The organism is Variovorax sp. PAMC 28711 (genome assembly GCF_001577265.1).
Lineage (GTDB): Bacteria > Pseudomonadota > Gammaproteobacteria > Burkholderiales > Burkholderiaceae_C > Variovorax.
In genome coordinates this window covers 1,286,177-1,302,018 of sequence record NZ_CP014517.1, presented here as the reverse complement: position 1 = coordinate 1,302,018, position 15,842 = coordinate 1,286,177, and the positions used below count along the sequence as shown (strand labels likewise).

General features: G+C 63.3%; 14 protein-coding genes. All 14 read left to right on the top strand.

Annotated features, from left to right (window positions below; all coding sequences use genetic code 11):
• The first annotated feature begins 102 nt into the window (after nt 1-102).
• The 14 genes from AX767_RS06595 to AX767_RS06535 all read left to right on the top strand — a co-directional run bounded on the left by AX767_RS06595 (nt 103) and on the right by AX767_RS06535 (nt 15,824).
• Nucleotides 103-1,167 (top strand): DMT family transporter, encoded by a 1,065-nt coding sequence (locus tag AX767_RS06595; RefSeq protein WP_068629728.1) that lies wholly within the window; start codon nt 103-105, stop codon nt 1,165-1,167.
• A gap of 80 nt (nt 1,168-1,247) precedes the next feature.
• Complete coding sequence (locus AX767_RS20950; RefSeq protein WP_156480977.1) at nt 1,248-1,664, top strand: hypothetical protein; 417 nt, start codon at nt 1,248-1,250, stop codon at nt 1,662-1,664.
• 120 nt (nt 1,665-1,784) lie between these two features.
• Nucleotides 1,785-2,195, top strand: a complete 411-nt coding sequence (locus AX767_RS06590; protein ID WP_237288577.1) for a hypothetical protein — start codon at nt 1,785-1,787, stop codon at nt 2,193-2,195.
• Nucleotides 2,192-3,616 (top strand): TolC family protein, encoded by a 1,425-nt coding sequence (locus AX767_RS06585; protein ID WP_068629726.1) that lies wholly within the window; start codon nt 2,192-2,194, stop codon nt 3,614-3,616. The genes AX767_RS06590 and AX767_RS06585 overlap by 4 nt, the downstream gene beginning before the upstream one ends.
• A 20-nt stretch (nt 3,617-3,636) precedes the next feature.
• On the top strand, nt 3,637-5,052 hold the full coding sequence (locus tag AX767_RS06580) for a multicopper oxidase family protein (RefSeq protein WP_068629724.1): 1,416 nt from the start codon (nt 3,637-3,639) through the stop codon (nt 5,050-5,052).
• 45 nt (nt 5,053-5,097) lie between these two features.
• Nucleotides 5,098-5,598 (top strand): cupredoxin domain-containing protein, encoded by a 501-nt coding sequence (locus AX767_RS06575; protein WP_068629722.1) that lies wholly within the window; start codon nt 5,098-5,100, stop codon nt 5,596-5,598.
• 76 nt (nt 5,599-5,674) lie between these two features.
• Nucleotides 5,675-6,025, top strand: a complete 351-nt coding sequence (locus tag AX767_RS06570; RefSeq protein WP_068633424.1) for a copper-binding protein — start codon at nt 5,675-5,677, stop codon at nt 6,023-6,025.
• 81 nt (nt 6,026-6,106) lie between these two features.
• Nucleotides 6,107-6,436, top strand: coding sequence for a four-helix bundle copper-binding protein (locus AX767_RS20945; RefSeq protein WP_082754879.1), 330 nt, complete (start codon nt 6,107-6,109; stop codon nt 6,434-6,436).
• Nucleotides 6,415-6,855, top strand: coding sequence for a DUF305 domain-containing protein (locus AX767_RS21870; RefSeq protein WP_237288575.1), 441 nt, complete (start codon nt 6,415-6,417; stop codon nt 6,853-6,855). The genes AX767_RS20945 and AX767_RS21870 overlap by 22 nt, the downstream gene beginning before the upstream one ends.
• Before the next feature lie 206 nt (nt 6,856-7,061).
• A complete protein-coding gene (locus AX767_RS06555) occupies nt 7,062-9,386 on the top strand; it encodes a heavy metal translocating P-type ATPase (RefSeq protein WP_068633419.1) in 2,325 nt (774 codons plus the stop codon).
• Nucleotides 9,387-9,404: 18 nt separating this feature from the next.
• Nucleotides 9,405-9,788 (top strand): hypothetical protein, encoded by a 384-nt coding sequence (locus AX767_RS06550; protein ID WP_068629718.1) that lies wholly within the window; start codon nt 9,405-9,407, stop codon nt 9,786-9,788.
• A gap of 77 nt (nt 9,789-9,865) precedes the next feature.
• A complete protein-coding gene (locus tag AX767_RS06545; protein WP_068629717.1) occupies nt 9,866-11,101 on the top strand; it encodes a TolC family protein in 1,236 nt (411 codons plus the stop codon).
• Nucleotides 11,098-12,663 (top strand): efflux RND transporter periplasmic adaptor subunit, encoded by a 1,566-nt coding sequence (locus AX767_RS06540; protein WP_068629715.1) that lies wholly within the window; start codon nt 11,098-11,100, stop codon nt 12,661-12,663. The genes AX767_RS06545 and AX767_RS06540 overlap by 4 nt, the downstream gene beginning before the upstream one ends.
• Nucleotides 12,660-15,824 carry an efflux RND transporter permease subunit gene (locus tag AX767_RS06535; protein ID WP_068629713.1) on the top strand — a complete coding sequence of 1,055 codons (3,165 nt, stop codon included), beginning with the start codon at nt 12,660-12,662 and terminating at the stop codon, nt 15,822-15,824. The genes AX767_RS06540 and AX767_RS06535 overlap by 4 nt, the downstream gene beginning before the upstream one ends.
• Nucleotides 15,825-15,842: the final 18 nt, after the last annotated feature.

Sequence of the window (15,842 nt, the reverse complement as noted above, 5' to 3'; positions counted from 1 at the left end):
TCGCGACCGCTTTGGCGAGGCCAAGCAGAGAGCGATGCACTACTCAACGTCAGTGCGTTCCATGCACGTGTTTCCTGGCTGACCGGATGAAATAATTCACTTATGGGTCAACATTTCCGCACCAACGCCTCGCTGCCTGCCGTCAGAGGCGGGTTGCTGGCGCTGCTGGCGGCGGCGCTGTTTGGCGTCAGCACACCATTGGTTCAGCATTTCGGCAAGGGCATGGGCGCGTTAACAACCGCATGCGTGCTCTACGCCGGCGCGGCCGCCGCAGGCGCAATTTCGCGTCAGCGCACTCAGAAGGAGGCGCACCTGCTCCGCAGTGATCTTCCGCGCCTGTTCCTCATGGCGGCTTTCGGTGCCATCATCGGTCCCGTCGCGCTCGCGTGGGGCCTGCAGCACACGAGCGGCGCCAGCGCGTCGTTGATGCTGACGCTGGAGGCCTTTTTTACCGCCGTTCTGGCGCGACTGATGTACCGCGAGATGATGGGAAGGCGGGTCTGGGTCGCCATGTTTTTGCTACTCGCCGGAGGAGTGGCATTGGTGATTGATCTGGGCCTGAGCGGCGGCGTCCAGATTTGGGGTCTGATGGCCGTATTTTTGGCGACCGCCGCCTGGGGGACAGACAACACGCTGTCGCGCGCCCTGGCCGAGCGCGACCCAAGCCAGGTAGTTCTCGGCAAGGCGTTGATTGGCGCAGTCGCAACAGCCTTGCTAGCGTGGGCATTCGGTGAGCGACTTCCCACTTTGAGTGCAGCGATCATTTTGCTGCTCGTCGGTGCGACCGGCTACGGGCTGAGCCTGCGATTCTATCTATTGGCCCAACGCGCCTTCGGTGCAGCGCGCACGGGATCGGTGTTCGCTTGTGCGCCATTCATCGGCGCCGCCTTTGCCATCGCACTCGGCGACCGCAGCGGCTCCTGGATCATGCTTGCCGGAGGTGCGCTGATGCTTATCGGGGTCGCGTTGCACCTTGAAGAGTCGCATGGTCATGAACACCGGCACGGAGCGCTGGACCACGAGCATGCGCACACGCACGACGACGGGCATCACGATCACGTGCATGCCGATTTTGAAAGTGACTCGCACAGCCATCGGCATGTGCATACGCCGCTTCTTCACAAGCACGCGCACGTGCCGGACGCGCACCATCGCCACGAACATTGACGCTCCGTGGTTTAGGCAAGCTAAATTCCGGACGAAAATCGCTTGACCTTGTCACTGTGTCAACGTCCATAATTCGAAAGATGTCGCTGTTTCGTTCCCTGCTGCTCTGGGCTCTCATGCTCGCAGTGCCCTTTCAGGGTTATGCAGCCGCGACCATGCAATTCTGCGCAGCAGGCGAAACATCGGCAACGGCAGCAACGTTTTTAGAGCCAGCCCTGCCGCACGAACACGTGAAACCGAAGTCGCACGCGCACGACGGTGGACATGTGGATTCGGCCTCGGGTATCGAAGCCACTCCGCACCATCACGAAGGTGCCTCCCTGGACACGGATTCGGGCCACAAGTGCGGCACCTGCGGTGCCTGCCACTCCGTCGCTCTCATTGGCGACCCGCCCGTGGTGGCGTCACCTGCTTTGCCCCCTGCCGCCTTGGCAGAACCTTTTTCTGCAGTGGCGTCATTGACGCCGCGCGTCCTCGACAAACCTCCTCGCGCCTAAAGCGTTCGTGTGCCAGTGACTTGACGTCACCGGGTAGCGGCGAACGCACATGCATCGCATGCGTCATGCCCTTTTTCGGGCAGCACTGACGCACTCCGTTCATGAACTCGCGAGGACTCCATGTTCCATTCATCGTCGGCCCGTCGGCTGGCAACTTTTCGCTTTTTTGCCGCCGCGGCCGTGGCAGCCGCGGCAACATTCAATGCCCTCAGCGCGTTGGCTCAGCCCGCATCGGCGAACCCCAGCGCGCCGACTGCGTCGACGCCGCCCGTCCTGACCTACAAGTCCGTGCTCGAGGGCTTTCAGCCCTTCGCTGACGAAAAACCCATCCCCTGGAAGGAGGCCAACGAGACGGTTTACCGCCGCGGCGGCTGGCAGGCTTATGCCAAGGAGGCCTCTGGCGCAGGGGCGGCCAAGACTGAATCTCCGAAGGACGGTGCCGCGGCGCCCGCTTCGCCGCCAAGTCACTCGGTGGGCATGCCTGGAATGCCTGGCATGTCGGGTGCGTCCGCGAAGAAGGACAAGCGATGAGGCGCGCCTTGCGTTTGACCGCCATCGCCTTCGCGGCCGCGTTTCTGGCTGGCTGTGCCTCTGTCGGCATCGAGGACGCCCTGAAGGACACGAACACCAACGCCCAGCAGTTCACCGGCGGCAAGCTCGAACTCAGCCGCACCCAGGAGCAACGTGACCGCCGGGCGGCACTGTCCCAGGAATTGCTCGCCAAGCCACTTTCGCAAAGCGACGCGGTCCAGCTCGCACTGGCCAACAGCCCGTCCGTCCAAGCCCTGATTGCCCAGAGCTGGGGCGACATCGCCGCGGCCAACCAGACCAGTCGTTTGCCCAATCCGATTTTCACGTTCGAGCGCATGCGCCTGAACAGCGAACTGGAGTTCGGACGGCTGCTGTCCTTCGGCCTCGTGGACCTGATCCTGCTACCGCAGCGCCTGTCGATTTCGAAAGGCCAGGCCAATCAGGCCAAGGTTCAGCTGACCGGGGTCGTTGTCGACCAGGTTACGCAGGTCAAGCAGGCCTGGGTCCGCGCGGTTGCTGCCAAACAGTCGCTGCAGTATGCCGAGCAGGTCAACAAGTCGGCCCAGGCAAGCGCCGAACTCGCGCGCCGGATGCAGCTCATCGGCAACTTCAGCAAGCTTCAGCGTGCACGCCAACAGGTGTTCTACGCCGACGCGACCACACAACTCGCCATGGCGCAGCACGCCACCACCGCTGCGTGCGAGGAGTTGATTCGCATCTTGGGCTTGAACGACGAACAAGCCGCCAAGTTGGCCTTGCCCGAACGTCTCCCGGATCTGCCCAAGACGCCTCGCGAAGCGAAGGAAGTCGCGGCCACCGCAACAGAGCAACGCCTCGATGTCCAACTTGCTCGCGCTCAGCTGGACGTGGCAGGGCGGTCGCAAGGCCTCAACCTGCTGTCGACTTTTACCGACGTGGAAGTGGGTGGGCGTCGCGACACGGTCTTCGACAACGCGGCGGGCACCAAGAGCACACGACGCGGCTTCGAGCTCGACATCCGGCTGCCGCTCTTCGACTGGGGTTCTGCCCAGCGCGACGCGCTGAACGCGCAGTCGTTGGTCGCGGCCAACCGTTACGACGCCGCCGTGCGAGGCGCCTCCTCGCAGCTGCGAGAGGGTTACTCGGCTTACCGCACGGCTTACGACATCTCACGGCACTACCGCGACGAGATCGTGCCCTTGCGTCAGGCGATGGCCGACGAAAACGTGCTTCGCTACAACGGCATGCTGATCGGCGTCTTCGAGCTGCTTGCCGAAGCACGCGACCAGATCTCCAGCGTGACCAACGCGATCAACGCACAGCAGCAGTTCTGGCTGGCCGACGCCGCGCTCGCGGCTTCGGTGATGGGCAAGCCCACCTCCATGGGCAACTCCATGTCCATGTCAGGTCGCGAAGGCGCCTCCGCTGGCGCAGGCCACTGAACCCAACCGATTCGAATGACATGACAAACAGACGCAATTTTCTGAGCGGTGCGGGTGCCATCACTGGCGCCATTGCCGCAGCCAGCGTGAGCAAGGTGGCAATGGCCGCCTTGCCCGAGCCGGTGTTCCAGACGACCCCTGACACCATGGCGCCGCTGGTGCCATCCAGTGGGCGCCCTTACAACCCCGTGGTCACGCTCAACGGCTGGACGTTGCCCTGGCGCATGAACAACGGCGTCAAAGAGTTCCACCTCGTGGCCGAGCCGGTGGTGCGCGAGATGGCCCCCGGCTTCAAGGCCAACCTCTGGGGGTACAACGGCCAGTCGCCTGGGCCGACCATCGAAGTGGTGGAAGGCGATCGCGTGCGGATCTTCGTGACCAACAAGCTGCCTGAGCACACGAGCGTGCACTGGCATGGGCAGCGCCTGCCCAACGGCATGGACGGCGTCGTGGGGTTGAACCAGCCGCCGATCCGCCCGGGCAAGACGTTCGTCTACGAGTTCGTGGCGCGACGCCCCGGCACATTCATGTACCACCCCCATGCCGACGAGATGACGCAGATGGCGATGGGAATGATGGGCTTCTGGGTGACGCATCCGAAGGCAGACCATCCGCTGATCGACAAGGTCGACCGGGACTTCGTCTTCCTGCTGAACGCGTACGACGTAGAGCCCGGCAGCGCGACGCCCAAGATCATGACGATGCTGGACTTCAACCTGTGGTCCTGGAACAGCCGGATCTTCCCGGGCATCGATTCGCTCAACGTGGGCCTGAACGACAAGGTGCGCATCCGCGTGGGCAATCTGACGATGACGAACCACCCGATGCACCTGCACGGCCATGAGTTCGAAGTCACGGGAACCGATGGCGGCCCGACACCGAAGAGTGCGCGCTGGCCCGAAGTGACAACGGATGTGGCCGTTGGCCAGATGCGCCAGTTCGAGTTCCTCGCCAACGAAGAAGGCGACTGGGCCTTTCACTGCCACAAGAGTCATCACACGATGAATGCGATGGGCCATGACGTGCCCACCATGATCGGCCTGGACCACAAGGACGTGGCCAAACAGATTTCCAACCTTGTGCCTGACTACATGGTCATGGGCGAGCGCGGCATGGCGGACATGGCCGAGATGGAAATGCCGATTCCCGACAACACCGCGCGAATGATGACGGGCGAAGGGCCGTTTGGCTCGGTCGAGATGGGCGGCATGTTCAGCGTGGTTAAGGTGCGCAAAAACCAGAAGGCTGGCGACTACTCCAATCCCGGCTGGTTCAAACACCCCAAAGGCACCGTTGCGTATGAGCTAGATGGCCCGCTGCCGGTAACGCCGCGCCAGCAAGGTGCCGGCGCGGCCGCGATGCCCGCTCAGAACATGCCCGCCAAGAGCATCGAAGTTCAGATCCGCAAGCCCGTCAACGGCCATTCCGGCCACTGACTTTTTTCACTCCCCTCGAACCTCCCAGCCTCTCAAAGGAAAACCATGAACCACGCCTTCCGCAATACCGCCCTCGCCGCATTGCTCGCTCTGGCCGCAGCCAGCGCGTCAGCCTCGGGTACCCACGCCGGTGGTCACGATGCCAGTGACGCGATTGGCAAGCCCGGAGTGGCTTCCCAGTCGACACGCACGATCAACGTCGACATGGCCGACAGCATGCGCTTCACGCCGGCCGACATCAGCGTCAAGCAGGGCGAGACCGTGCGCTTCGTCATCAAGAATTCCGGCCAAATCAAGCATGAGCTCGTGCTCGGCACGCAGAGGGAGCTCAAGGAGCACTACGAAGTCATGAAGAAGAACCCGGAGATGGAACACGCCGACGCGAACATGCTCACGCTGGCACCCGGCAAGAGCGGGGAAATCGTTTGGCAGTTCACGAAGGCCGGCAAGGTCGACTTCGCTTGCCTGCAACCCGGTCACTACGACGCAGGGATGAAGGGTGCCGTGAACGTCTCAACTGTGTCTGGCAAGGCTGTCAACAAGTAAACACAACGTTCGGGTGTGCGGTCCTGCTGCCGCGCCCCGTCAACCCAACAACCAATCGATGCTCAAGGAACTCTCAATGCAAAACATTCGTCTCGCACTCGTTGCATCCGCAGCCGCGATGCTTTTCTCCGCCATGGCTGCTGCCCAATCGGCCCCGCCCTCTCAGACCACAGTGCAAGGAACGTCCACTGCCGCTGCAACGTCCGAACTGTCCGATGGAGAAATCCGGAAGGTCGACAAGGATGGCAAAAAGCTGACCATCAAGCACGGACCCCTTAAGAACCTCGACATGCCGGGCATGACGATGGTGTTCAGCGTCAAGGACGATGCAGTGCTGGACCAGGTTCAGTCCGGCGAGAAGGTTCGCTTCCTCGCGGAAAAGGTCGACGGAAAGATCACCGTCACCAAGATCGAAGCAGCCCGTTGACGCGCTTCCGAGCAACGCATTTGCGGATGTTTTATTCAACCCACCGCCGGATCTTCCGGCACTTAACCAAAGGAGACATCCATGTCACATGAAACCTACGCAGCTTGCATCGAGGCATGCAACGCATGCGCCATCGCGTGCAACAACTGCTTTTCAAGCTGCCTCAAAGAAGAGGACGTCAAGATGATGGCCAAGTGCATCGCGATGGATGCAGATTGCGCTGCCATCTGCCAGCTCGCCGCCGGCGTCATGGCCCGCGACAGCGTCCACGCAAAGGCTGTATGCGCCTTGTGCGCCGAGATCTGCAAAGCCTGCGGCGACGAGTGCGCCCAGCACAAGGCCGCGCATTGCCAAGCTTGCGCAAAGGCCTGCCACGCCTGCGCTGCCGCATGCCTTGCAATGACGCACTGAAGTTCAATCCACTCACCAAGGACAACGTTATGAAAAACTCTTTTCGCACACTCACTTCGTCGCTGTGTTTCTCTGCAGCGATCGTGCTTTCTTCCGTCGGTGTTGCGCAAGCGCAGCCAGCACCTGCTTCGGCGCCCATGTCGAAGGATCACATGCAGCACTCGGGCGCCGGCTCGGCCGACATGAAGCAATCCATGATGGCCGGCATGGACGGGATGCAGAAGATGCAGATGTCAGGTGACACCGACAAGGACTTCGCCATGATGATGAAGCTGCACCACCAGCAAGCCGTGGAGATGGCGCAGATGGAATTGGCGCACGGCAAGTCGCCTGAGATGAAGGCGATGTCAAAGAAAATCATCGCCGCACAGAAAAAAGAAATTGCCGAGTTCGACCGCTGGCTTGCGAAGCAAAAGTAAACCTGCTGCCGGCGTAGCGGCCAAGTACGGGGTGGCATTTCGCGCATCTCGATCCATCAAGGAAAGAAGAGATGAACGATCAAGAACTTGAGCGCTCCGGCGTGCTGGCCGCCGTCGACACACACCATCAAGCGGGTGAATCGGCACGACGCTCTGGAGCCGACGCCGCGGGTTCGTCGGGTGCCCTGAAGGATCCTGTCTGCGGAATGAACGTGACGGCGGCTTCGCTGCATTCGACGCAGTACGAAGGCGGTCCAGTCTATTTCTGCAGTGCCGGCTGCAAGGCCAAGTTCGCCTTGAATCCTTCCAAGTTCATGGGCGAAGCCAACATCGGTGGAGCGGAAAGCAAAGCCACGCCCCCTTTTCAAGAGCCGGTAGTCGTCGGGGGAGACGCGATCTACACATGCCCCATGCATCCTGAGATTCGTCAGAGCCACCCGGGCAACTGCCCGAAATGCGGCATGACGCTGGAGCCTGAAACGCCGACGCTGGACGAAGGCGACAACCCGGAGCTGGTCGACTTCACCCGTCGATTCGTCTGGACGCTCCCGCTGACCATCGTCGTGACCGTGCTGGCCATGGCGGGCCACCGCCTGCAGTGGTTTGAGATGGCCACACAGAGCTGGATCGAATTCGCGCTCAGCGTGCCGATCGTGCTGTGGGCGGGTTGGCCGTTCTTCGTGCGAGCGGTCCAGTCCGTCGTGAATCGCAGCCCGAACATGTGGACCCTCATCGGCCTCGGCACGTCTGCGGCGTTCCTCTACAGCGTCGTGGCCACGGTGGCGCCGGGCGTGTTTCCGGCGGCCTTCGTGTCGATGGGCCGCGTCGCCGTCTACTTCGAAGCGGCGGCCGTCATCATTTCCCTGACGCTGCTCGGCCAGATACTCGAACTCAAGGCGCGCTCCCAGACCTCTGCCGCCATCAAGTCCCTGCTCGGCCTTGCGCCCAAAACCGCACGGCGCATCGACGCCGCTGGCGCTGAAGAAGACATCCCGCTCACGCACGTCCATGTCGGCGACACCCTGCGTGTGCGGCCCGGCGAGAAGGTTCCGGTCGACGGCGTGGTGATCGAAGGGTCAAGCGCCGTGGACGAATCGATGCTCACCGGCGAACCGTTGCCGATCACCAAGCGAGTCGGCGACAAGCTGATCGGCGCGACGCTCAACACCAACGGCGCGCTTGTGATGCGCTCCGAGCATGTCGGCTCGCAGACCGTGCTGTCCAGCATCGTCCAGATGGTTTTGCAGGCGCAGCGGTCTCGGGCGCCGATGCAGCGAATGGCGGATCAGGTCGCGCGCTACTTCGTCGTGACCGTCATCAGCATCGCGCTCCTGACCTTCGTCGTCTGGGGCCTGGTCGGGCCGGAACCGAGCTGGGTCTACGGCCTGATCAACGCGGTCGCGGTGCTCATCATCGCCTGCCCCTGCGCTCTGGGGTTGGCCACGCCGATGTCGATCATGGTGGCGACCGGCAAAGCCGCGACGCAGGGCGTGCTGTTTAGAGATGCCGCAGCGATCGAGAACTTCAGAAAGGTCGACACGCTCATCGTCGACAAGACCGGCACGCTGACTGAAGGCAAGCCGACGTTCGAGCGATCGGTCGCGGCGCCGGGCTTCACCGAAGCAGATGTGTTGCGACTCGCTGCGAGCCTCGACCAGGGCAGCGAGCATCCGTTGGCCGACGCCATCGTGCGTGCAGCGAAGTCGCAAAAGCTGGATCTGCAGAAGGCGGACGGATTCGAATCGGCCAGTGGCATCGGGGTGAGCGGCAGCGTGGGCGGCAAGAAACTGGCCCTCGGCAACACGGCGTTGATGACGCAGTTGGGCGTGCCGGTCGAGGGCTTGGCGGCGCAGGCCGAATCGTTGCGCGTCGGCGGCGCCAGCGTGATGTTCCTGGCGGTCGATGGCAAGGCTGCGGGCTTGCTGGCCGTGTCCGACCCGATCAAGGCAACGACTGTCGAAGCACTGGCAGCGCTCAAGGCGTCCGGCCTGCGCGTGATCATGGCGACCGGTGACGGTTTGACCACCGCCAAAGCAGTTGCGGCCCGGCTCGGCATCGACGAAGTTCATGGCGAGGTCAAGCCCGCCGACAAGCTGGCACTCGTCGACAAGCTACAACGCGAGGGCCGCATCGTCGCGATGGCAGGCGACGGCATCAACGACGCGCCGGCGCTGGCCAAGGCCGACGTCGGTGTTGCCATGGGCACCGGCACCGATGTGGCGATGAACAGCGCGCAGGTGACGCTGGTGAAGGGCGACTTGCGTGGCATCGCGCAGGCTCGCGTGATTTCCGACGAGACAATTGCCAACATGAAGCAGAACCTGGCATTTGCGTTCGTCTACAACGCGCTCGGCGTACCGCTGGCAGCCGGCGTGCTGTTCCCGTTCACCGGATGGCTTTTGTCTCCGATGATCGCGGCGCTTGCGATGAGTTTGAGTTCGGCTTCGGTCATCTTCAATGCCTTGCGGCTCAGACAGGTCGCGCATGTCAACGCCCCGGCGCCTGTGACTTCTCCAGTTAGGGCGGTCTGACGCTACACTGCGCCAAACATGCGTCGCCTCCGGCCTCTTCGTCACTGCATCATCACGTTCTTCGTGATGCTGTCGGTGCTGTTTTCGCAGATGGCACTTGCAAGCTATGTCTGCCCCGGCATGAACAACGCCGAAGCGATGGCGCAGGCGATGGCCGAGGGAACGCCGTGCGAAGGCATGGACACCGCGCAACCCGTGCTTTGCCACCAGCATGCGGCCGACGCATCCCAGTCTTTCGAGAAAGTGAAGGCGGCCACGCCATCTCTTCCTGCCCTTGTGCAGGTCTTGGTGGTTCCACCGCTGCTGCTCGCTGACGTCCAGGGCTTGCCTCTGCAGAGTGCGCTCGAGCCGCGGCCTCCTCCCGATCCCATCTTCCTCTCGACACGCAGACTCCGCGTCTGAAATCTCCGCCGACCTGACCGGTGCTGGTGCGACCTGTTCGTTCGCCAGCGACTTTTTCGTTCGTCTGCGGAGTTTCTATGTCCCTTCCATTTTTGCGCGCGGCCGTGCTGCTCGCCGCATCGCTACCTCTCATGGCGGCAGCAGCCGAGCCGCTGTCGCTCGATAGAGCGTTGCAACTGGCTGTCGAACGCTCAGAGGCATCGCGTGCGGCACGCGCCGGCGTGCTGAGTGCCACCGAGGCAGCGCGAATGGCAGGCCAACTGCCTGATCCGGTACTTCGCATCGGGGTCGACAACCTTCCTTTCACCGGTCCGGACCGCTTCAGCACAACGCGCGATTCCATGACGATGAAGCGCATCGGCATCAGCCAGGAATGGCTGTCTGCCGACAAACGCGCGGCACGTGAGGCAGCAGCCAATGCGACTACCGCACGGGAGGCGGCAATGGCAGGGGTCTCGATCGCCGCGACACGGCTGCAGACGGCGCTCGCGTACGCGGATGCCTTCTATGCAGGCGAGTTGCTGACGCTCACCACGTTAATGGAACACCACGCCCATGAGGAACTTGAAGCATCGCGTGCACGGCTGTCGTCTGCCGCGGGCAGCAGCCAGGAAGTGCTTTCGCTGACCGGCGCGAGAGGCAGCTCCGATGACGAGTCCGCCGACGCAAGGCAGCAGCAGAATGCCGCGCGGCTCGCACTACAGCGCTGGGTAGGCGTGCTACCGGAAGCGCTGGCTCCGATACCCGCAGAGCCGCCACCCAGCGAAGAAGCCTACGTCGCGAGACACCCGTCGGTCGTCGCCATGCAGCGTGAGTTGGAGGTTGCGACGCAAGCGGCTGCGGTGGCGGGCACCAATCGCACACCGAATTGGACATGGGAAGTCGCCTACGGTCAGCGCACGGGGTACTCGGACATGGTGTCGTTCGGCGTGAGCATCCCACTCCAAGTATCTCCAGGCGAACGTCAGGACCGGGAGACGGCGTCCAAGCTCGCGTTGGCGGACAAAGCGGACGGGGAACTGGCCGAGGCCAGGCGCATTGCGACGTCCGAATACCTGACCCTGCGCAGCGACGCTGCACGCCTGCAGGAGCGCATCGAGCGTTACCGCGCGAATTTGGTGATTCCTGCCAGACAGCGAACGGCTGCTTCGACCGCAGGCTACCGCTCCAACCAGGCAACGCTCGCAACGCTTTTCGAGGCACGCCATGCAGAAGTCGAAGTGCAGCGCAAGCTGCTCACGCTGCAACGCGACCTCGCCCGGTCGCAAATTCAATTGGCCTTGCGTCCGCTGACCGCCGAGGTGGCACCATGAAAAAATCCAGTTCCATTACGTGGTCGGTTCTCGGTGTCGTGGTGCTCGCAGCAGTCGGCGCGGGCGCCTTCTACGCAGGCCGCAGCACTGGCCATGGTCACGAAGGCGCCATGCCCTCCGCGATGGCACCTGCGGCATCGGAAGGACGCAAGGTTCTCTACTGGCACGACCCGATGGTGCCCGGCCCGCGCTTCGACAAGCCCGGAAAGTCGCCGTTCATGGACATGCAGCTCGTCCCCATGTACGCGGACGGCGACGCGGGCGCAGCAAGCGGCGGCGTCAGCGTCAGCCCATCGGTGCAACAGAACTTGGGGATCCGGCTCGCCAAGGTGCGCCGCGCTGACGTCTCCTCGTCGTTCGACGCCATCGGCGCAGTGCAGTTCGACGAGCGCCTGAGCGTGTCCGTCCAGAGCCGTGTCGCCGGATTCGTGGAGCGACTGTCGGTGCGTGCGCCAATGGAACGCGTGCGCAAGGGACAGGCTCTGGCAACACTCTTCGCGCCTGAATGGCTGGGGCCGCAGAATGAGCTGCTCGCCTTGCGGCGCGCGGGCGTCTCACCGGACCTAGTTGCCGCGGCTCGAGAGCGGATGCAGGCGATGTCCATTCCCGCCGAACTCATTCGCCAGAGCGAGAAGGCCGGAACAGCGCAAGCCCGCTACGTGCTCAGCGCGCCAGCCAGCGGCGTCGTGGCCGAACTCGGCGTGCGCGAAGGCGTGGCCGTTACGCCCGGCATGACGCTCTTCAGGATCGCCGGCCTCGAAAAGGTGTGGGCGGTGGCGGAGATCCCGGAGGCGCAGGCCGTGCGCCTGAAGCCAGGCCAGAAAGTGAAAGCCGTCCTGCAGGCCGACGCATCGCAGTCGTTCGAAGGCGAGCTGAAGGAGATCCTGCCCGAGGTCAGCACCACGACGCGCACCCTGAAGGCTCGCTTCGAAGTCGACAACGCCAAGGGCCTATTGACTCCCGGCATGCTGCTGCGACTGCAGGTCGCGGGCGCCAGCAGCACGCGCCTGGTCGTGGCGTCCGAGGCCGCGATCCGCACGGGCAAGCGAGCCGTCGTCATCGTGCGCAAGGACACGGGTGCGTTCGAGCCGAGGGACGTGTCGCTGGGTGCGGACCTGGGCGATAACATTGAGGTGCTTCAAGGACTGTCCGACGGCGATCAGGTGGTCGCCAGCGGGCAGTTTCTCATCGATTCAGAGGCGCGCCTGCGCTCCGTTCTGGGCGGCATGGCGTCGCCTGCCGCAGCCACTCCAAGTGCGCCGAGTTCCAGCGCTTCAACGTCCTCGGCACCTTCACCTTCAACTCCAGTGACGCCAGCCCCTGCAACGCACCGCGCGGAAGGCAAGGTCGAGAGCGTCGATCAAGACGGCATCACGATTTCGCACGGACCGGTCGCTACGCTCAAATGGCCCGCGATGACGATGGGCTTTGCAAAGCCGAAGCCGGCCGCGTTTCCGGACATCAAGCCCGGTGACCGCATTCGCTTCGAGTTTAAGGAAGGCGGGCCGACGGGCTACGAGCTCGAGTCGGTGGAGCGCCAGCAACCGGCAGCTCAAAAATGATCGCTGCGCTCATTCGATGGTCCGTCGGCAACCGATTTTTGGTGCTGATCGCGACGCTGTTTCTGGTTGCTGCTGGTATCTGGTCAGTGGCGCACACGCCGCTCGATGCGCTGCCGGATCTGTCGGACACCCAGGTCATCATTCGAACCCCATACCCGGGCAAGGCGCCCCAGGTGGTCGAAGACTTGGTCACCTACCCGCTGACCACGACCATGCTCAGCGTCCCCGGTGCAAAGACGGTCCGCGGCTACTCATTCTTCGGCGATTCGTTTGTCTACGTGCTGTTCGACGACAAGACCGATCCGTACTGGGCACGCTCGCGCGTAGTCGAATACCTCAACCAGGTGCAAAGCAGACTGCCCGCGGGCGCCAACGCTTCGCTGGGGCCGGACGCCACCGGGGTGGGATGGGTCTATGAGTACGCGCTGGTCGACCGCACGGGCCAACGAGACCTCGGGCAACTACGCGCGCTGAACGACTGGTTTCTGAAGTTCGAGCTAAAGACGGTCCCCGACGTCGCCGAGGTGGCCAGCATCGGCGGCATGGTTCGGCAGTACCAGGTGGTGCTCGATCCCGACCGCATGCGCGCACTGGGCATCACGCAGGCCACGGTTGTCGATGCCTTGCGCAATGCCAACCAGGCCAGCGGTGGCTCGGTGGTCGAACTGGCCGAAGCCGAGTACATGGTGCGCTCGCGAGGCTTTCTTCAGTCGCTGGAGGATTTCCGCTCCATCCCGCTTGCGCTGACTGGCGCCACACCGGTCCTGTTGCGCGATGTGGCGACGGTCCAGATCGGACCGGAAATGCGCCGCGGCATTGCCGAGCTGGATGGCGAAGGCGAGGTTGCCGGTGGCGTGGTGATCATGCGCTCCGGCAAAAACGCGCGCACCACCATCCAGGCCGTCAAGGACAAGCTGGCCACTTTGAAGTCCAGCCTGCCGGCAGGCGTCGAGATCGTGCCGACCTACGACCGTTCCTTGCTGATCGATCGCGCGGTTGACAACCTGCGCTTCAAGCTGATGGAGGAATTCATCGTGGTCGCGGTGGTCTGCGCCATCTTTTTGTTCCATCTGCGCTCGGCGCTGGTGGCGGTAGTCGCACTGCCCGTCGGGGTGCTGGCCGCCTTCATCGTCATGCACTGGCAAGGCGTCAATGCCAACATCATGTCGCTCGGGGGCATCGCAATCGCCATCGGCGCCATGGTGGACGGCGCCATCGTGATGGTGGAGAACGTGCACAAGCATCTGGAGGCTTTCGAGACACATCGCGACAGGCAGCCGACCGTTGCGGAGCGATGGCAGTTGGTCACCGAGGCCTCTGTCGAAGTCGGACCGGCGCTGTTCTTCTCGCTGTTGGTCATCACGCTGTCTTTCGTGCCGGTGTTCTCGCTGGAGGCGCAGGAGGGCCGGCTGTTCGCACCGCTCGCCTTCACCAAGACCTACGCCATGGCCGCGGCCGCGGGCCTGTCGGTCACGCTGATTCCGGTGCTGATGGGCTACCTCGTCCGAGGCCGAATTCCGCACGAGGCGGCCAACCCGGTCAATCGCTTTCTGATGGCGGTCTACCGGCCTGCGCTCGAACTGGTGCTGCGGTTTCCGAAGGCGACGCTGGTCCTTGCAGCCCTGCTTCTTGCACTGACCGTCTTGCCGGTGATGCGCCTGGGCGGGGAGTTCATGCCGCCGCTGGACGAAGGCGACCTGCTGTACATGCCGTCCGCGCTCCCCGGGCTCTCGGTTTCCAAAGCGGGCGAGTTGCTGCAGCAGACTGATCGACTCATCAAGACGGTGCCCGAAGTAGCGCGCGTCTTCGGCAAGGCCGGTCGTGCCGACACCGCTACCGATCCTGCTCCGCTGGAGATGTTCGAGACCACGATCCAGTTCAAGCCGAAGGACCAGTGGCGCGCGGGCATGACGCCGGACAAGCTGGTCGAAGAGTTGGACCGGGCTGTGAAGGTGCCGGGCCTTTCGAACGTCTGGGTGCCTCCCATTCGCAACCGGATCGACATGCTGGCCACAGGCATCAAGAGCCCGGTGGGCGTGAAGGTCTCAGGTGCGGATCTCGCCACGATTGACTCGCTGACGACGCAGATTGAGTCGGCCGTCAAAGGCGTGCCTGGCGTGCCGTCGGCGCTGGCAGAGCGACTCACCGGCGGTCGCTACATCGACGTCGATGTGGACCGCGCGGCCGCAGCGCGCTACGGCCTGTCGGTGTCGGATGTGCAGGCGGTGGTGTCAACGGCGATCGGTGGCGACAACGTCGGCGAGGTCATCCAGGGCCGCGAGCGCTACCCCATCAATGTGCGCTACCCGCGGGAGATCCGCGACTCGCTTGAGGGACTGCGCGATCTACCGTTTGTGACGACAAAGGGTGCAACGGTGTTCCTGCGCGACGTGGCGAAGATCAGCATCGCCGACGGGCCGCCGATGCTGCGCAGCGAGAACGCGAGGCTGTCAGGCTGGGTGTATGTCGATGTCCGCGGCCGCGACCTTCGCTCTGCCGTCAACGACATGCAGGCTGCGGTCGCCAGGTCCGTCAAAACACCAGCAGGTTATGCGGTGTCATGGTCGGGCCAGTTCGAATACCTCGAACGAGCGACCGAGCGATTGAAGCTGGTCGTGCCCGTGACACTGGCCGTCATCTTCGTGCTGCTGTACTTGCTCTTCAAGTCCTTCAGCGATGCGGCGTTGGTCATGGCGGCGGTGCCGTTCTCGCTCATCGGCGGTTTTTGGCTGGTCTGGATGCTGGGCCATTCCATCTCGGTCGCAACGGCGGTGGGCTTCATTGCCCTGGCCGGTGTCGCCGCAGAGTTCGGCGTCGTGATGCTCGTGTATCTGAAGAATGCTTTGCACCGTCGCCTCGACGCTGGTGAACCTATGAACGACGAAACGCTGCTGGCTGCGATCCGTGAAGGCGCTGTCCTGCGCGTACGGCCCAAGGCGATGACAGTAGCAGTCGTCATGGCGGGCCTACTGCCGATCTTGTGGGGCACCGGTACCGGTTCTGAAGTCATGACGCGCATTGCCGCGCCGATGGTCGGCGGCATGGTGACTGCACCTTTGCTCAGCATGCTGGTCGTGCCGGCGGCTTGGTACTTATTGAATCGAAGAATGCGCGCCGATACAGCACCCCGTCCAACGCAATCGGCATCAGAGAGTCTTTAAACCGTCCTTTCTTCCAAA

What these genes read in the sequence shown, in the direction of transcription:
- AX767_RS06575 (WP_068629722.1), top strand. Translation starts at nt 5,098, where the DNA reads ATGAACCACGCCTTCCGCAATACCGCCCTCGCCGCATTGCTCGCTCTG.
- AX767_RS06540 (WP_068629715.1), top strand. Translation starts at nt 11,098, where the DNA reads ATGAAAAAATCCAGTTCCATTACGTGGTCGGTTCTCGGTGTCGTGGTG.
- AX767_RS21870 (WP_237288575.1), top strand. Translation starts at nt 6,415, where the DNA reads ATGCCTTGCAATGACGCACTGAAGTTCAATCCACTCACCAAGGACAAC.
- AX767_RS06550 (WP_068629718.1), top strand. Translation starts at nt 9,405, where the DNA reads ATGCGTCGCCTCCGGCCTCTTCGTCACTGCATCATCACGTTCTTCGTG.
- AX767_RS06595 (WP_068629728.1), top strand. Translation starts at nt 103, where the DNA reads ATGGGTCAACATTTCCGCACCAACGCCTCGCTGCCTGCCGTCAGAGGC.
- AX767_RS06535 (WP_068629713.1), top strand. Translation starts at nt 12,660, where the DNA reads ATGATCGCTGCGCTCATTCGATGGTCCGTCGGCAACCGATTTTTGGTG.
- AX767_RS20950 (WP_156480977.1), top strand. Translation starts at nt 1,248, where the DNA reads ATGTCGCTGTTTCGTTCCCTGCTGCTCTGGGCTCTCATGCTCGCAGTG.
- AX767_RS20945 (WP_082754879.1), top strand. Translation starts at nt 6,107, where the DNA reads ATGTCACATGAAACCTACGCAGCTTGCATCGAGGCATGCAACGCATGC.
- AX767_RS06545 (WP_068629717.1), top strand. Translation starts at nt 9,866, where the DNA reads ATGTCCCTTCCATTTTTGCGCGCGGCCGTGCTGCTCGCCGCATCGCTA.
- AX767_RS06580 (WP_068629724.1), top strand. Translation starts at nt 3,637, where the DNA reads ATGACAAACAGACGCAATTTTCTGAGCGGTGCGGGTGCCATCACTGGC.
- AX767_RS06590 (WP_237288577.1), top strand. Translation starts at nt 1,785, where the DNA reads ATGTTCCATTCATCGTCGGCCCGTCGGCTGGCAACTTTTCGCTTTTTT.
- AX767_RS06570 (WP_068633424.1), top strand. Translation starts at nt 5,675, where the DNA reads ATGCAAAACATTCGTCTCGCACTCGTTGCATCCGCAGCCGCGATGCTT.
- AX767_RS06555 (WP_068633419.1), top strand. Translation starts at nt 7,062, where the DNA reads ATGAACGTGACGGCGGCTTCGCTGCATTCGACGCAGTACGAAGGCGGT.
- AX767_RS06585 (WP_068629726.1), top strand. Translation starts at nt 2,192, where the DNA reads ATGAGGCGCGCCTTGCGTTTGACCGCCATCGCCTTCGCGGCCGCGTTT.